This window comes from Sulfurimonas sp. (genome assembly GCF_016744025.1).
Classification (GTDB): Bacteria; Campylobacterota; Campylobacteria; order Campylobacterales; family Sulfurimonadaceae; genus Sulfurimonas.
On sequence record NZ_JADGFC010000005.1, the window covers coordinates 1 to 16,554 of the forward strand.

Annotated in this window: 17 protein-coding genes; all 17 read right to left on the reverse strand. The window is 28.6% G+C overall.

Going from position 1 to position 16,554, the window contains the following annotated elements; all coding sequences use genetic code 11:
• The coding region (locus QZZ48_RS01725; protein ID WP_294961190.1) for a hypothetical protein at positions 1-1,295 on the reverse strand (1,295 nt) is incomplete at its 3' end.
• Positions 1,296-1,331: 36 nt separating this feature from the next.
• Positions 1,332-2,162, reverse strand: coding sequence for an SDR family oxidoreductase (locus QZZ48_RS01730; RefSeq protein WP_294961193.1), 831 nt, complete (start codon positions 2,160-2,162; stop codon positions 1,332-1,334).
• Between the two features lie 8 nt (positions 2,163-2,170).
• A complete protein-coding gene (locus QZZ48_RS01735) occupies positions 2,171-2,953 on the reverse strand; it encodes a nitrilase-related carbon-nitrogen hydrolase (protein ID WP_294961196.1) in 783 nt (260 codons plus the stop codon).
• A gap of 8 nt (positions 2,954-2,961) precedes the next feature.
• Entirely contained in the window at positions 2,962-3,705 is a 744-nt protein-coding gene (locus tag QZZ48_RS01740; RefSeq protein WP_294961199.1) for an SDR family oxidoreductase, read from the reverse strand.
• 3 nt (positions 3,706-3,708) lie between these two features.
• Positions 3,709-4,536 carry a sugar phosphate isomerase/epimerase family protein gene (locus tag QZZ48_RS01745; protein ID WP_294961200.1) on the reverse strand — a complete coding sequence of 276 codons (828 nt, stop codon included), beginning with the start codon at positions 4,534-4,536 and terminating at the stop codon, positions 3,709-3,711.
• The gene (locus QZZ48_RS01750) at positions 4,533-5,468 is read right to left on the reverse strand and encodes a class I SAM-dependent methyltransferase (protein WP_294961204.1); all 936 of its coding nucleotides are present in this window, start codon (positions 5,466-5,468) and stop codon (positions 4,533-4,535) included. Before QZZ48_RS01750 ends, QZZ48_RS01745 begins: the two co-directional genes overlap by 4 nt.
• Positions 5,465-5,896, reverse strand: a complete 432-nt coding sequence (locus QZZ48_RS01755; RefSeq protein WP_294961207.1) for a VOC family protein — start codon at positions 5,894-5,896, stop codon at positions 5,465-5,467. Before QZZ48_RS01755 ends, QZZ48_RS01750 begins: the two co-directional genes overlap by 4 nt.
• Entirely contained in the window at positions 5,889-7,271 is a 1,383-nt protein-coding gene (locus QZZ48_RS01760) for an aspartate aminotransferase family protein (protein WP_294961209.1), read from the reverse strand. Before QZZ48_RS01760 ends, QZZ48_RS01755 begins: the two co-directional genes overlap by 8 nt.
• Positions 7,271-8,008: an acylneuraminate cytidylyltransferase family protein gene (locus QZZ48_RS01765; protein WP_294961211.1), complete on the reverse strand. Its 738-nt coding sequence runs from the start codon at positions 8,006-8,008 to the stop codon at positions 7,271-7,273. The genes QZZ48_RS01760 and QZZ48_RS01765 overlap by 1 nt, the downstream gene beginning before the upstream one ends.
• On the reverse strand, positions 8,005-8,577 hold the full coding sequence (locus tag QZZ48_RS01770) for an SIS domain-containing protein (protein ID WP_294961214.1): 573 nt from the start codon (positions 8,575-8,577) through the stop codon (positions 8,005-8,007). The genes QZZ48_RS01765 and QZZ48_RS01770 overlap by 4 nt, the downstream gene beginning before the upstream one ends.
• Entirely contained in the window at positions 8,574-10,463 is a 1,890-nt protein-coding gene (locus tag QZZ48_RS01775; RefSeq protein WP_294961217.1) for an N-acetylneuraminate synthase family protein, read from the reverse strand. Before QZZ48_RS01775 ends, QZZ48_RS01770 begins: the two co-directional genes overlap by 4 nt.
• The gene (locus QZZ48_RS01780; RefSeq protein ID WP_294961219.1) at positions 10,460-11,821 is read right to left on the reverse strand and encodes a CBS domain-containing protein; all 1,362 of its coding nucleotides are present in this window, start codon (positions 11,819-11,821) and stop codon (positions 10,460-10,462) included. The genes QZZ48_RS01775 and QZZ48_RS01780 overlap by 4 nt, the downstream gene beginning before the upstream one ends.
• Positions 11,808-12,521, reverse strand: a complete 714-nt coding sequence (locus QZZ48_RS01785; protein ID WP_294961221.1) for a sugar phosphate nucleotidyltransferase — start codon at positions 12,519-12,521, stop codon at positions 11,808-11,810. The genes QZZ48_RS01780 and QZZ48_RS01785 overlap by 14 nt, the downstream gene beginning before the upstream one ends.
• Positions 12,514-13,038 (reverse strand): D-glycero-beta-D-manno-heptose 1,7-bisphosphate 7-phosphatase, encoded by a 525-nt coding sequence (gene gmhB, locus QZZ48_RS01790; protein ID WP_294961223.1) that lies wholly within the window; start codon positions 13,036-13,038, stop codon positions 12,514-12,516. The genes QZZ48_RS01785 and gmhB overlap by 8 nt, the downstream gene beginning before the upstream one ends.
• Positions 13,035-13,991, reverse strand: a complete 957-nt coding sequence (locus tag QZZ48_RS01795; protein ID WP_294961225.1) for a GDP-L-fucose synthase — start codon at positions 13,989-13,991, stop codon at positions 13,035-13,037. Before QZZ48_RS01795 ends, gmhB begins: the two co-directional genes overlap by 4 nt.
• The gene (gene gmd / locus QZZ48_RS01800) at positions 13,991-15,112 is read right to left on the reverse strand and encodes a GDP-mannose 4,6-dehydratase (protein WP_294961227.1); all 1,122 of its coding nucleotides are present in this window, start codon (positions 15,110-15,112) and stop codon (positions 13,991-13,993) included. Before gmd ends, QZZ48_RS01795 begins: the two co-directional genes overlap by 1 nt.
• Positions 15,113-16,489, reverse strand: coding sequence for a mannose-1-phosphate guanylyltransferase/mannose-6-phosphate isomerase (locus QZZ48_RS01805; protein WP_294961230.1), 1,377 nt, complete (start codon positions 16,487-16,489; stop codon positions 15,113-15,115).
• Positions 16,490-16,554 lie beyond the last annotated feature (65 nt).

Below are 16,554 nucleotides of genomic sequence, written 5' to 3' on the forward strand. Positions count from 1 at the left end.
GTATAATTAGTATAATTTATTTTATTGTCAAATTCTATTCTGTTGATAGCTAATCTACATTCTGATAAATTATTAATATCATTAACTCCTTCAACATTTGTAAACGGTGTAGTTTCTTGGGAAAATATCAATAAAGGCTTATTATTATTAATAGATTCTACGATTACTGTTCCATTTATACAAGCTATTGCTTGTGCATGCTTTACGATAATCTTACTATCAACTTCAAGACTCAATAAATATACATTTTTTAATTTACTTATTTCATCATAAAATCTTTTCGTTCTAAATTTTTCTATTGTTGTTAAAAAATAATACCTTGATGCATTATTTAAGTCTTTAGATTGGTGAGGATGATCTTTAACATATAATATCCATCCATCTGGTAAGCATTGAGAAATTGTTTTTATAATTACTAATTGATTATAAAAAGCAACTCTTGCTAGAGTTGATGCTTCAGGTTCAACATGTAAAGAATAATAAATATATTTTTTATTTGTATCAATTTCAACACATTTCAACTTATAATATTTAGATAAGTTCTTAGTATATAAATAATTTTTTAGATACGTCCAATAACTTACTTCAAAAGAATGATGGATACTTCTAAATCTACCCAGTAATTGATTAATAAAATTAATTAATAAATAACCACCAACTTTATTGAGAATTTTACGTACTAAATCCTTCATAGATTTACTCTTTATATTTGGTACTATCTTATGGGCATTAAATAAAAAATCGTTTACATTTAATGGTTTTAGACCATTACTAATAGGATTAATTTTCATATATTTCTTAGTTACATAATTAAATAATTGATTTGCACTGATAGTCCCATTATCCATAGCAACTTCCATTATAAGCACTTTCTTATTATATTTTTTTGCTATATCATATATTACAGTATCAAAAGTAGATCCATATTCTAAACCCGCTGAAAATACAGCATATATATCATCTGATTTAAATTTTTCATACCAATAACTTAAAGCACTATAGTAAATGTATTGAATACTATTTATATCAGTAGTTACACGAGAGAAAAAATGTTCTACTTTAAGCTGTGTATCTCGAAAGTTTTTTATTAAATCATAATCTAGGTTAATATCTTCTGTAATATAAAATTCATTAATGCTCTCCATACTAAAAACATTTTTAACTTTATATTTTTCTTTAATATAACTGATCTTGGAATCAAAACCAATAATAATAGTATCAATCTCCAATAGTTTAGATTTAGATAGAGAATCTATCAATATACAATTTAAATCTATTAATATAATTTTTTTCATTTCATCCCACCCCATTTTTTATTTTCACTAATTAATTTACCAAACACTTCTACCACCATCCATATTAAGTGTTGCTCCATTCATATAACTACTAGCATCACTACATAAAAAAAGTATAGATGATTTATATTCATCTATATTGGCCATTCTCTTCATAGGTATTAAGTTCGTTACTTTTTCTAAAAAATCATCAGGATGATTATTAAATACACCACCTGGTGCAAAAGCATTACATCTTACTCCCTTATCTGCCCAATAGGTTGCTATATATTTTGTTAGACCTATTAATCCATGTTTAATAACAGAGTATGTTACAGGTTTAACATTTTGTTCCTCATCACTTAGTCCATCCTGTTTATATAGTCTTTGATCAGGAGCAATTACACCAAGGTCAGATGCTATATTTAAAATTACACCTTTATTATTTTTTGCCATCTCGTATCCAAAAGTTTTACTACATAACATAGCCCCAGTAAGCCCAACAGATATTTCTAAGTTCCATTGATTTAATTCAAAATTCTCAAATCTTGATTTGTTTACTTTACTATTTTTTTCAAATTTAGGGTCTATTGCTGCATTGTTAATCAAAATATCTGGGTATTTATTATATTTATCAAATATTACCTCTTTTGCTTTTTCTAATTCATTTTCTTTAGTTATATTTACATTTAGTATTAAAATTTCTTTTTTGTATTTGTCTAAACAATATTCTTTTACTTCTTCTAATGCTTTATCATTGATATCAAAAACTATTACATCTGCATCTGCTTCAAGTAAAGCTTCTATATGTTTTCTTCCAAGAAGTCCTGCACCACCTGTAATAATTGCAAGGTTACTTTTTAAATTAAAATTTTCTATTGCATTCATTTTTTATCCTATATTGAGTTTTTATATAATTTTATTTTTCTATCATTAGTAGTATTGAATTTATCTTTAAAAATTCTAGTAAAATCTTTATTTATATCATATACTTTCATATCTTTTATACCTTTAAATGACAACACATCACCATTTGCATCAAAAATATTACTACTTTCTTCATACTCTAAATTATTTCCATCTATACCTGTTCTATTTACACCTACTAAATAAATTTGATTTTCGATAGCTCTTGCTTTTAATAAGGTTTCCCAATGATTAAGTCTTAATTTTGGCCAATTAGCAATATTTATAATAACATCTGATTTTTTTGAAAGCGAACTGTATAACTCAGGAAATCTCAAGTCATAACAAATTGTTAAACCAAAATTATAATTTTTATAAGTTACTATCTCTAGCTTTTTACCTGCTTTAAAATATTTATCTTCGTTGGCAAAAGTAAATGGATGTATTTTTGTATATTGACCTATTACTTTTCCCTTATCTGATATAAAGAAACTGTTATTTGTAGCTCTGCTTTTACTTTTTATAACAGCTCCAAATAAAATAGCTATTTTATTATCTTTTGCCAGTTTTGACATTCTTCGTAAAGTAATACTTTCTTTTTTATTTTCTGCTGAATATGAGATATTTGTAGAAAATCCAGTTAATGTCATTTCAGGAAAAATAATTAATTTAACATCTTCTTTTAATGCTAATTTAATATATTCTAAACAATTATGAAAATTTTTATCTTTATCTTCCCAAACTTGATCTAATGATACTATTGCTATTTTCATATTATCACTTATATTATTTTATTTAGCTGTCCACCATCGACAACAATATTTGATCCTGTTATAAAATCACTTTCCTCTAAAAACATAACTGTTTTAGCTATATCACTAGGTGTAGCAAAAGTATTAAGCGGTACATTATTTTGGATGTAAGTTTCAACTGATATTTTATCATTTTTAATTTTATCATCCCACGTACTACCCTCAAACATAACATTACCAGGGGAAATAGTATTTACTCGTATATTCAATTTAGCAATATTTTTTGACAAAGCTTTGGCAAAACTATACAAGGCTGTTTTTGCACTACTATACGCTATAGGTGCACCTATTGATTCACATCCTGCTATAGATGCTATAAATATAATATGCCCTCTACTATTTTTCATCGCTTTAATACTATGATTTGCTAAAGATACAGCACTAAAGAAATTGACATCAAAAACTCTTTTATGTTCTTCTATACTCACATCCCAACCCATTATTGACTTCCCACTTCCAATATTTGAGACGACAAGATCAAGCCTTTTTTCAGTTTTAATAATATTTTTTATAGCCTCTTGAATATTTTTATCATCTGACAAATCCGCTTTTATTGTCTTAACTTTATTCTCTAACTCTTTAGCTGAATTTTCTAAGTCTTTAGAATCACGACCATTAATGTAAACAATATAATCGTTTTCAACTAAAATTTTAGCTATACCTTTACCTATTCCTTTGCTAGAACCTGTTACTAAGGCTACTTTTTTATTCATTTTTTATAAATACTTTTTAATATATTTAGAAATAAATTTCTTTTGTTCTTTTAGCATAGATAAATCATCAATATAAGAATCATCTTTTGCCGCTTGCATTATAATATTTCCATTAAATTTGTATTTTTTAAGTAATTTAAATACTGTTTCAAAGTCAGCATTACCAGTTCCAAGTTTTACTGAGGCACCATTTAAAACTCTATCTTTTATATGTAAATCTGATATATACTCACCATATGCTTTAAACTCTTCTTTTGGAGAATACCCTAATGCCGCAGAATTTCCTATATCATAGTTTACTTTTATATTCTTTGAATTAAATTTACCTAATAACTCTTTAAATCTATCTGGGGACAAATCTGTTTCAAAATTAATATATATTCCATGTTTTTTTGCTAGTGGCAATACTTTGTTGATTGATTCTACAAGCATATCCATATCTTTCTTATTCTTCAATGTCGACTGATCAACACATGGAATTACTATATCAACTATATTTAAAGATTTAATATTTGTTATTAATCTTTTTAGTATTTTTTCACTCTGTTTTTGATGTTTTGAATGAAATGGTGCTTCCATAAAGTAATCTGCACATATAGATTTTACATCTGTTCCTGTACTTTTAATTGTTTCTTTTATCTTTTTTATTCCATCTGTAGACATTAGTGGATTATTTTCATATTCGTTATAATCCAAAATAAATTCAACTTGATTAAGTCCTAATTCTTTAGCAATATTAAATTCTGCTTGCCAGTATTGAACTGGATGTGCCTGGTATCTATTTTTATATTTTGGAAGCAATCTTCCTTGCATTATTCCTAGTTTTTTCATTTTTTCACCACCATTAATATGTTTGATGTTTTTTTTGATTCTGCTAATTTTTCGAAATATTTTTCATTTAGTAAATTCAGTTCATTGTTTAGCCAATTTGTAATTTCAGGATCTTTTCCTTGAAGTGATGGTTTATTTAATCCCCCAACACAATCATTTTGTGGTGAATCATTAAGTATCCAGTTAATATGATTTAAAATATTGTAATCCTGAGTATAAACAAAATCTAGAACTTCAAATTCTGCTTTTTTTGCAATAATACTTAATGATTTTTCTGAAAAATAAAAGCTATGTGCTGAATGATAATAAAATGTATTATATGCAGGTACATCCCATACCGAAATTAATGGATCGTATAAATTTGGAACCTCAATTAAAGCTATACCATCATCTTCTAGAACATGATGAATAGTTTTTAAAAAACTTATAGGATCAGGGGTATGTTCCAATACTTGGAAGGCACTAACTACACTAAAATTGTCCTTTATATTAAATTTAGATTCTTCTAAATAGTTACTATCTGTTGCTATTTTAAATTTTTCCTCGACAAATTTACAACAATTAGAGTCTAACTCAATAGCATTTATAGATTTAAATTTATCTTTTATATGAGATAAAAACTGTCCTGCTGATGAACCAATCTCTAAAAATGAGTCATCATTGTTTTTATATTTATTTAGTGCATCAATTCTTTCTTTTTGATAATTAACATAAATATCAAATATCTCTTCTGCATTTGTTTCGTTTTCTTCAGCTTTATGTGAGTATTCTTTTCTATACTCATTATCATAATAATCTTTTGTATCAATTATCATATTTTGTAAGAAACCTAAATCACAATCCTTACAATAATATACTTTCCCAAGTCCTCTTCTCAACTTATCTGTTAAAACTTCATCTGTCTTTGTATCGCAAACCGGGCATTTTATCATTTTAATTCCTCTACTACTTCTAAAATCGTACCATCTATATCATGACCATACATCACTTTAACATTTCCGTCAGGTGAAAATAATGGCTTACTATTACATTTACAATTATACTTTTGTAGTTTTTCGTAAATTTCATCAATATTTTTTACACTCACCGCAATATGTGAACAACCTAGTCTGTTTGCTGCATAGTTGTTTTTTTCTTGTTTTATAGTGTTTTGGTATTCTAATAATTCAAGAACCGTACCATCTTTAGCTTTTAATTTAGTCCAACTAATAGATGCATCTTTAATAGCAACTAATTCATCGATATATTTACCTTCTTCTATCATCTCTTTTTGAACTTCTAAATCAAATAAATCTTTATAAAATGCAACAGAATCTTTTAAATTTCTTACTACAATACCTATATGTCTAAGTTTAAACATTGTTTCTTTCTTCTAACAGCTCTATTAAACATTCTTTATAAACATCAATTGCTTCACTTAAGGCATCCATTGGAATTGATAATGGTGGTCCTAGTTTAATAGTACCAGATAATGTTCTTACTGAATTTACACCTTTTAACATTGCTCTATATATTAAACTATCTACTAATTCAATATCAAGTTCATTTGTTCCAAGCTTCACAAAAAATACTGCTGCAACTAAACCTTTACAACTTATATATGAAATAATTTCAGGAAATTCTTTTTGGAATGATAATAGTTTTTTTTCTAGCATTTTACCTTTTACTTTAGATTGTTCTACTAGTTTTTCATCTATTAATACATTAAGTGATGCTAATGATGCAGAACAAGCTAATGGATTACCACCATGAGTACTATTCATAGATGGATCAATATTTAGTATATTTGCTCTTCCTATAATTGCAGATAAAGGTAAACTTGAAGATATAGCTTTTCCCATACAAACAATATCAGGTTCCATATTATAATGTTGAAAACCAAACAATTTCCCCGTTCTACCAAAGCCTGCTTGAACTTCATCTACGGTGATAAGTGTTTTATTTTCTTTTGCCCATATAACCATAGCATCTATATAAGATTGTGGATAAAATAATGCTCCCCATCCTTGATATGACTCCATTATAATTCCAGCGATATTTTTTAAGTTTAAGCCATTTTCTTCTAATGTTTTTAGATCTCTTAAAAATAATTCTCCAGCATCCAATAAACTGTCTTTAACATACCATTCAGTTGGAAAAGGTAAATGATAGATGTCTTTATCTTGGTTTACAATCCACTCTTTTCCACCTTCTTTTCCACCTAATTGCTGTGAACCAGTAGTTTTTCCATGAAATGAACCATCAAAACTCAAAATAACAATTTTATCATTGTCTATTTTTCTTCCATTTTGTCTCATTGTTTTAAATGCGGCTTCTGTTGTTTCTGAACCTGTTGTATACAAAATACATTTATCCAATTGTTTTGGGGTCACTTCTATTAATTTTTTAACAAAGTCTCTTCTTTCTAAAGATGGGTAATAATAATTGTTCAATAAATTCTTTTTACAACTATTCTCTATTGCTTCCACAACTCTAGGATGTGAGTGTCCTATATTTGCTACAAATATTGTTGATGTTAAATCAATAAAACAATTTCCATAGCCATCAAATATCTGATAATCTTTTGCACTATCCCATAATATCGGTAATTGATCATGCATAGAATCTGTTTCATAAAGTCTCAAGTCATTCATTATCTCAATTGAGTCGGGATGTGGTATTGGTGAACAAACTTTTCTATGTTTCGTTTCTATATTTTTTGTTTTTTCTGGTATTAAATCATAATGAATTTTCATTATTTATTCTCCTTGATTTTATTAAGATATTTAAATAAGGGGGTACCTTTTTTTGAGATTTGGAATTCAATATATTCAAAATCATCCAAAGTATCAACCTCATATCCCATAGGCGTAATAAACCCAAAAATATGATTTCCATAGAGTGAATTATGCATTTTTACAAACTGTGTTCTTAATATATCTACATATCCATTTGGTATATAAACATCAGGAAAAAACTGTCTTGGTCTCTCCGTATCTTCTAACTTATATTTTTCGCAGATAGGTGTATAAAACTCATTTCTTAATGAAAACCATTTAAAAGGTGATTCTGATACTACATGTGAAGATCGCAAAGAAGTAGCAACATTATTATTTTTTAAGGATTCTATTGCATCATCAATATATTTAATATCTCTAAGAGGAGTAGTGGGTCTTAATAGTACAACTAAATCTGGAATATAATTTTCGTTTTTTTCTAACCACTCTAAACTGTGTAATACAAAATCGATATCGGTTGCATGATCAGTGGATATTCTATCAGGTCTTAAGAAAGGAACTTCAGCATCATATTCTAAGGAGATATCTACTATCTCTTTAGAATCCGTACTAACAATAACTTTATCTATCGTTTTTGATAATTTTGCGGCAGCTATTGTATAGCTAATCAATGGAAAGTTTTCCAATAATTTTATATTTTTTTTAGGAACTCCTTTTGAGCCACCTCTAGCAGGAATTAAAGCTAACACTTTCATTTAAAATCCTTAAAAAAGTCTCTTTCTACAATTCCACAAACGATATGACCTATAAGAATATGACTCTCTTGTATCCTTCCAGTTACTCTAGATGGGACATTTACACACTCGCACAAGTCGCTCACAGCAACGGGTGCTTCACCTGTTAAAACAAAAGTTTTTATTTTCTTCTGGTTTGCTACTTTTATAGCTTCAATGATATTCTTACTATTACCACTTGTTGTGATAGCTATAAATATGTCATCTTGATTTCCAATTGATGAAAGTTCTCTAGAAAATACTTTGTCATAGCCATAATCATTAGCTATGGCACTTATTGCTGAATTATTAGTTCCCAAACAGATTGATGGTAATGAATCTCTATCAAGAATATACCTAGAAGTAAATTCAGCTGATATATGTTGTGCATCTGCGAAACTACCTCCATTACCAGCTAAAATTATTTTTCCACCATTTATTAACGATTTCAAACATTCATTAGCTATATTCTCAATTTGTTTTATTAAATTATTATCATTTAATATTTTATGTTTTACTTCAATAGAATCTTGAATCTCTTTTTTTATCATATTCTATTTTCCATTCGCTCAAGACTTACCCAAAAACCTTCACCATTATTTTTATGCCCTTGCCAAACTTCAGGGATAAAGGATGCTTCTGGAGACAAATCATTGATAATAGGATATATGTTATCAAAATCTACATTACCATCACCTATTTGAATCCCTTCTCCATCTACACCTGTGCCATCAGAAATATGATAATGAGCTGTGTATGGTGCAAGTTTTCTTGTATATTCTATATGATCCCATTCAAATTTATTACAAGCGAGATGTGAATGTGAAATATCTTGACAAATTTTTAAATTAGTTTTGTTACAAAAATCTATAATTTCATCAGCATCTATAAAAATATTCTGGTATCTTTGCCCTCCAAAAAGCCATGGAAAAGGTGCCATATTTTCTGGCAATAATTCTATACCATCTAAATTTAATTGTTTAACGGAATCAATAAGGTTAGCATAATGTACATCTCTATCTTCAAATGGCATAATTTCATCTTTTGTGAACCCACCACAATGCACTACAATCTGAGGTATTTTTGTTCTTGGAAAATACTTTTTCATAGTTAAAGTTTTATCAATAACTCTTTGTAAGTGTGCAATTGATAGTTTTCTATACTCTTCATTTGGTGTACAAAGATCTAATAGATGATCATCTTCAAATAATTCTGGAGCATGTACAATATATTCACAAGAATATTCTTGTGTTAAAAACCTTGATAAATCTTCCTTGATATCTTTAAAACTCATATGAAATTCTACTGAATCCGGTTTAGTATTTTCCATTAAAGAATTAATATCGTGAAATCTTACGGGTAATGCCCAAGTTCTATTAAAACTATAATTCTTTTTAGCTCTTATCAATCCACCTAAATCAGATTTGAATAATGCTTTCCCTTTTTTAATATCTCTTATTGCTTTATATCCAATTATCTTATTTAAATATTGAGGATTCAGCCCTTGCCCAGGACTTTTTATCTCAAACATATCTTTTGCAAAAGTTTCGCCCTCTTTAATATCACTTTTAGCATAAATGCTTTTTGATAAATTTTCTCTATTAATTAGTTCACCTTGAGTAACTATTCTATCATTAGAAGTTCCTAAAGACAACTCAACTTCTCTAATCCCATCAACTAGTTTCTTAAAATCAGCATATTCTAAACTAGCTGAATGATCTGGACCTTCCATATTTCTATCAAGTGTAAAGTGTCGTTCAATTATTTGTGCTCCCATCGCGACTGCAGCTATTGATATTGCTATTCCTCTTTCATGACCTGAGTAACCAATTGGAATACTATATTGTTCTAAACGATTTAAATATCTAAGATTGATGTCTTTAAATGGTGCTGGATAAGTTGAATTACAATGAAGTAGTGCAAAATTAGCATCTAATTTTGTAAGAAACTCAACAGTTTCATCTATCTCGTCTTTTCTACTCATGCCTGTTGAAAGAATTAAGGGTAAGTTTTTATTAACTAAATGCTCTAATAAATCAAAATTTGTCATATCAGCAGATGCTGTTTTAAAAGCTGGCACACCAATTTTTTCAATTAAATCTGCACTTGACTTATCCCAAGGAGTACACATAAAAATTAAATTTTTACTTTTTGCATACTGCGCTATAGACTTGTATTGTTCAAAAGTTAATTCAAATTTTTCTAATAATCCCATTGTATATTGTGTTGATAAATCACTACTAGTCATATCTAGTGCATCTTGAGTATATAGCTCTTTTAAATTCCTCATTTGAAATTTAACACAATCTACACCCATTTGCGAAGCCTGATCTATCATTTTAATAGCATTCTCATAAATACCATTATGATTCATTCCTATTTCAGCAATTATGAATACTTTATCATTTTTACCTATTTCAACATGCTCTATTATCATATTTTTTCCTTAGTAATCCAACTTCTTAACCCTATATTATCAAAGGTAAACGATTCTATACTTAAACCTCTTTCTCTAATAGCGTTCATTAATTTAATTTTATAAAATGTGGGTACATAAAATAAAAAATACCCACCACCGCCTGCACCTAAGAGTTTTCCACCTAATGCACCATTTTCTAAAGCAAATTCATAAATATCATCTAAAAAAGGTGTTGTTATTTTATCTGAAAAATGTTTTTTTGTTTCCCATGCTTTATGTAATAATTCACCAAAATTATCAAGTTGACCTTTCAATAGTTTCGATTTCATCTCATAAGCTATATTCTTTGATATTTGAGCAAATTCTTTTTGCTCACTCTTCTTCATATTATCTTTTTGATTATCATGAATATCACCTGAATTATGGTTTAATCCTGTATAACATAGGACAAGTGAGTCTTCAAGTTCGTTAAGTATATCATCAGATATTCTTAATGGATTAACTATATTTTCATGGTTTTTAAATTCCATAAAACTAAATCCACCAAAAACAGTAGCATACTGATCTTGCCAACCACCCGATAATCCAAGTTCTACTCTTTCTGCATGAAATGCCAATTCAGCTATCTCATAATCATTAAATTTATTTTCTCTAAAATTATTAAACGTACCAATTATTGCTGAAAGTAAAACAGCAGAACCACCTAGTCCTGAACCAGGGGGGACATCACTATATGTATATAATTCAAACCCAAAATCTGGATTTAAAAGTTTAATTACAGATTTAATCAAATCAAGTTTCCCATTGAAATTAACTTCTGTTATATCGGTACATTCTACTTTTATATTTAAATCATTGGAAAATATTTTAATTATATTATCATCTCTTTTTTCTAATACTGCATGAGCAAATTTATTTATTGTTGTATTTAAAACAACACCATCTTCCTCTGTAAAGTAAGTAGTTAAATCTGTTCCACCTCCAGCAAAACTAATTCTTACTGGAGATTTGGCTTTTGAAATTATTTTTTCTTTTTCATTCCAATTAATATTTTTTTGAGATGTAACTGATATGAATTTATGATTATTATCTAAAATTGGTATTGCTTTAATTCTAGTATCTAGTAGCTTTAATATATTTTCTTTTGTTCCATTATCTTGAAATAAAAATACAAAGTTTCGATTTATACACTTAACTATTGGTAATTCAAAATTTTTGTTTTCTAACAAAAATCGTCTAATATCTCCATCTGTTGCACAGCCAACAACCTTGTTTTTATCTTCTATAAAAATAACACCTAAGTGGTTATTATCTATTTTAATTAATGCACATTCTATTGTATCATTTATGTTTATTAAATATTTATCTTTCTCCATTATTCAAATCCTTGATATATTTTATCATCTTATCATAATCTTCAGGAATTCCTATATCTATAAATATATCATGATATCTAAATAAATCTATTTTTTTATTTAAAAGATATTCTTTAAACTTATCTTCTATTGCAAATATTTCTTCTTTAATTTTAGTGAAAAATTCTAAATTATTAAAATAATAACATCCAGCATTAATATAAGAATTATTTATTCCAACCTTTTTTTCATTAAAGTTTGTGATAAAATTATTTTCTATTATTAAAGTTCCATATCTATCACAATTATTTTGTAATGAGCCTAAGATAGATATTTTATTTTTAGAATTTTTAACCATACTATTTAAGTCTGGTGCTATATATGTATCGCCATTAAATACAAGTATAGATTCAGATTCTATAAGTTGTAATTGATTTATTGCATTCTTAATACTTCCACCCGTTCCAAGTGGTTTTTTTTCCTTTAATACTATAATAGATTTATCACTTCGAAAATAATCTTCAATAATTTCAGATAGATAATGTGTAAGTAAGTATATTCTACTACTTGGAAAATATTTTCTAATTTCTTTAATTTGATATTCTAAAAATGGAATATTGAGGATAGGAGCCATTGGCTTTGGTACATCATTTACAACACTCCGGAGTCTTGTTCCAAAACCACCTGCAAGAATAAATATATTAATATTATTTTTATCCAAAAATACCCTTTAGTTCAATTAAATTATTTAATATTCTAATATTAAATTTATTTTTATCTATTTTATGCCCTGTAGATATCAAATAACTATTCCCTATTTTAGCATTTATACCTGCCTCAACATCAGTATTCTTATCACCAACTAGTATTGATTTATCTAAATCAATATTAAACTTCTTTTTAGCATCTAATATCATTTTAGGTCTTGGCTTACGACATTCACAAATAATATCATATTCTGGATGATGAGGGCAACAATAAACTTCACTTATTATAATACTTTCTCTCGCAAATTTTTCTATCATCCACTTATTTAATATATAAAAATCTTTTTCTGTGTATTTACCTCTAGCTATTCCTGCTTGATTTGTTATTACAATTATTATATAACCAATTTTTTGAAAATATCTGCAAGTTTCAAATACACCATCAATAAACTCAAACTCATCTATTTTATATAAATAATTTTTCTCTTTATTGATCACGCCATCTCTATCTAAAAACAGTGCCTTTTTCATAAATTATTGTTATACCATTTATACATCATTTTAATCCCATCTTCAAGCTCAACCTTATGTTTCCAACCAAGAGAGTGAAGTTTCGAGGGGTCTGTTAGTTTTATCATCGTGCCATCAGGTTTAGTATCGTTGAAGTATAGTTCACCTTTAAACCCAACTATTTTTTTAATAGTAAGAGCTAATTCTTTGATGGAAATGTCTACCCCTGTACCAATGTTGATATGTGTATTTCTTATCTCTTTATCATCGTATGTATCTTTTGCATCTCTACTTTCAAGTAAGAACACACAAGCATCTGCCATATCTTCTGAGTAAAGGAATTCACGTCTTGGTTTACCGCTTCCCCAGATTTCTACTTGAGCAGTTTTGTTTAGTTTTGCTTCGTGCATCTTTCTAAGTAATGCTGGTAATACATGAGAAGTTTCTAAGTCAAAGTTATCGTTTGGTCCGTATAAATTCGTAGGCATTACAGATATGAAGTTAGTTCCATATTGTATGTTGTAAGACTCACACATTTTTATACCTGCTATTTTAGATATAGCATATGGTTCATTTGTGTATTCTAGTTCTGATGTTAGCAGGGAGTCTTCTTTCATAGGTTGTAGTGCATTTTTTGGATAGATGCAAGTACTTCCTAGGAAAAGTAGTTTTGTGACTCCATGAACATAGCTTTGGTGAATAACATTGTTCTGAATTTGTAAGTTTTCATATATGAAGTCTGCTCTGTAAGTGTTGTTTGCAACTATTCCACCTACTTTCGCAGCCGCTAGTATGACATACTCCGGTTTTTCATTTTCAAAGAAGTCTGCTACTGCTTGCTGGTTTAATAAGTCTAGTTCTTTATGAGTTCTATAAACTAGATTTGTGTAGCTTTTGCTTTGTAAGTTTTTTACAATAGCAGAGCCTACTAAACCTCTGTGTCCTGCTATATATATTTTACTAGTTTTATTCATTATTCGAAATAGCTCAAAGTCTTATATCCACCATCTTGAAGGTAAACATCTTTTGTCATAAGCTTTAGGTCTGATTTCATCATATCGTTTACTAGTTGTTCTAGTTTATACTCTCTACTCCAGCCTAGTTTGGTTTCTGCCTTAGTTGGATCACCAAGAAGTAAATCAACTTCTGTTGGTCTAAAGTATTTAGGATCAACACAAACTACTTCTTTTCCTATTTCTACTTGGTACTGATGGTTTGAACAAGATACTACGTAAGCTTTTTCATCTACGCCTACACCTTTAAACTCTAACTCTATACCTGCACAAGCGAAACTCATTTTTACAAAGTCTCTTACAGTTGTAGTTTGTCCAGTAGCTATAACCCAGTCTTCTGCTTTGTCAGCTTGAAGTATCATCCACATCATACGAACATAGTCTTTAGCATGTCCCCAGTCACGTTTAGCGTCAAGGTTTCCAAGGTAAAGTTTATCTTGAAGCCCTAGTGCTATTTTAGAAGCTGCTCTTGTGATTTTTCTAGTTACAAATGTCTCACCTCTAACTGGTGACTCATGATTGAAAAGGATTCCATTACATGCAAACATTCCATAAGCTTCTCTATAGTTTATAGTTATCCAATATGCGTACATTTTAGCAACAGCATATGGACTTCTTGGGTAAAAAGGTGTTGTTTCACTTTGAGGTGTTTCTTGCACCTTTCCGTATAACTCAGATGTAGATGCTTGGTATATTTTTGTTTTTTTACTTAGACCTAAAAGCTTTACAGCTTCAAGTATTCTAAGTGTTCCTGTACCATCTGCATTTGCAACATACTCCGGTGTTTCAAAAGATACTGCTACATGGCTCATAGCTGCAAGATTATAAATTTCATCAGGTTGAGTTTCTTGGATAATACGAGTAATGTTCATACTATCTGTCATATCACCATAGTGCAGAATAAGGTTTCTGTTCTCTACATGTGGATCTTGGTATAAATGATCAATTCTGTCAGTATTAAACATAGAACTTCTTCTTTTCATACCGTGAACTATGTAACCCTTTTTTAGTAAAAATTCAGCTAAATAGCTTCCATCTTGACCTGTTATACCTGTTATTAATGCTACTTTTTTATCAGTCATTTATATAATATCCCTTTTATAATCATCTTCAATTCTTAATATATCATCTTCGCCAGTATATTCACCAACTTGTGCTTCAATAATAACTAATAGTTCATTAGTATCATTTAATAGTCTATGAATATCACCTGCCTTAATGTATGTAGATTCATTCTGATTTAGTATGAATGTATTATCATTTACACTAACAGTTGCTACACCACTTACTACAATCCAATGTTCATTCCTATGTTTATGACTTTGTAAAGATAGCCTTTTTTTAGATTTAACTTCTATGCGTTTTATCTTATAGCCTTGACTGTCTTCAAGAACTGTGTAGTTTCCCCATGGTCTATGACCAGTTAAGTGAATATTATGAAGTTCTGAACCCATCTCTTTTAGTTTTTGTACAACTTTTTTTACTTTTTGAGAAGAACCTTTTTTAGAGATCAAGAGTGCATCGCCAGTGTCTACAATGATAGTATCTTCTATATCTATAGTTGCAATTTTTCTATCGCTTCCATAGACTAGGTTGTTTTTAGAGTCTATGCTTATAAGGTTTTCATTTTTAGTATTGCCATTTTCATCTTTAGGAAGTTCATCGTAAAGAGCATCAAAACTACCAACATCTGACCAGTCTATATCCGAAGCTATTACTTTTACTTTTGAAGATTTTTCCATTACTGCATAATCTATGGAGTCTTCTGGTATTTTCAGCATATCTTCGTGTTTAATTCTAACTATATTTTCTTTATTTGCATTCTTAAATGCTTTTTCACATTCTACATAAATTTCTGGAGAATATTTCTGAAGCTCTTCTAAAAACGCCCCTGCTTTAAAACAAAACATGCCACTGTTCCAGTAATAGTTTCCAGCTTGAAAATACTCAGTAGCCTTGTCAAAGTCTGGCTTTTCATGAAAAGCTATCACATTAAATTCATCAGCTTCAATATACCCAAAACCAGTCTCAGCAAATGATGGAGTTATTCCAAATGTTACAAGATTATCTTCTTGTGCTAACTTCTTAGCTTGAATTAAAACTTTTTTATATTCTAATTCATCTTTTATAAGATGGTCAGATGGTGTAACTAATACTATTTCATCAGGGTTAAGAGTCATACAAGCCAAAGCAATGGCTGGTGCTGTATTTCTCCCTATGGGTTCTAAAAGATATCTATTATTAGTTTTATTTATCTCTTCAAGTTGATCAAGTGCTAAAAAATATTGCTCAGTATTTGAAACTATAAATTGACTATCACAAACCTTAGAATTTCTTTCTACCGTTAACTGGAATAATGACTTTTCTTCAAATAATTTTACAAACTGTTTTGGCATAAGAGTTCTGCTTATTGGCCATAGTCTTGTACCATTACCACCACATAAGATTATATTCGTCATTAACTTATTCCTGACTTTTTTGTTTTAATAGAATTATATCTTAACTTTCTTTTTGTATATTAAAA

Bases quoted from the DNA above. Each gene is read 5' to 3' on its own strand.
- QZZ48_RS01730 (WP_294961193.1), bottom strand. From the start codon at position 2,162: ATGAATGCAATAGAAAATTTTAATTTAAAAAGTAACCTTGCAATTATT.
- QZZ48_RS01735 (WP_294961196.1), bottom strand. From the start codon at position 2,953: ATGAAAATAGCAATAGTATCATTAGATCAAGTTTGGGAAGATAAAGAT.
- QZZ48_RS01740 (WP_294961199.1), bottom strand. From the start codon at position 3,705: ATGAATAAAAAAGTAGCCTTAGTAACAGGTTCTAGCAAAGGAATAGGT.
- QZZ48_RS01745 (WP_294961200.1), bottom strand. From the start codon at position 4,536: ATGAAAAAACTAGGAATAATGCAAGGAAGATTGCTTCCAAAATATAAA.
- QZZ48_RS01750 (WP_294961204.1), bottom strand. From the start codon at position 5,468: ATGATAAAATGCCCGGTTTGCGATACAAAGACAGATGAAGTTTTAACA.
- QZZ48_RS01755 (WP_294961207.1), bottom strand. From the start codon at position 5,896: ATGTTTAAACTTAGACATATAGGTATTGTAGTAAGAAATTTAAAAGAT.
- QZZ48_RS01760 (WP_294961209.1), bottom strand. From the start codon at position 7,271: ATGAAAATTCATTATGATTTAATACCAGAAAAAACAAAAAATATAGAA.
- QZZ48_RS01765 (WP_294961211.1), bottom strand. From the start codon at position 8,008: ATGAAAGTGTTAGCTTTAATTCCTGCTAGAGGTGGCTCAAAAGGAGTT.
- QZZ48_RS01770 (WP_294961214.1), bottom strand. From the start codon at position 8,577: ATGATAAAAAAAGAGATTCAAGATTCTATTGAAGTAAAACATAAAATA.
- QZZ48_RS01775 (WP_294961217.1), bottom strand. From the start codon at position 10,463: ATGATAATAGAGCATGTTGAAATAGGTAAAAATGATAAAGTATTCATA.
- QZZ48_RS01780 (WP_294961219.1), bottom strand. From the start codon at position 11,821: ATGGAGAAAGATAAATATTTAATAAACATAAATGATACAATAGAATGT.
- gmhB (WP_294961223.1), bottom strand. From the start codon at position 13,038: ATGAAAAAGGCACTGTTTTTAGATAGAGATGGCGTGATCAATAAAGAG.
- QZZ48_RS01795 (WP_294961225.1), bottom strand. From the start codon at position 13,991: ATGAATAAAACTAGTAAAATATATATAGCAGGACACAGAGGTTTAGTA.
- gmd (WP_294961227.1), bottom strand. From the start codon at position 15,112: ATGACTGATAAAAAAGTAGCATTAATAACAGGTATAACAGGTCAAGAT.
- QZZ48_RS01805 (WP_294961230.1), bottom strand. From the start codon at position 16,489: ATGACGAATATAATCTTATGTGGTGGTAATGGTACAAGACTATGGCCA.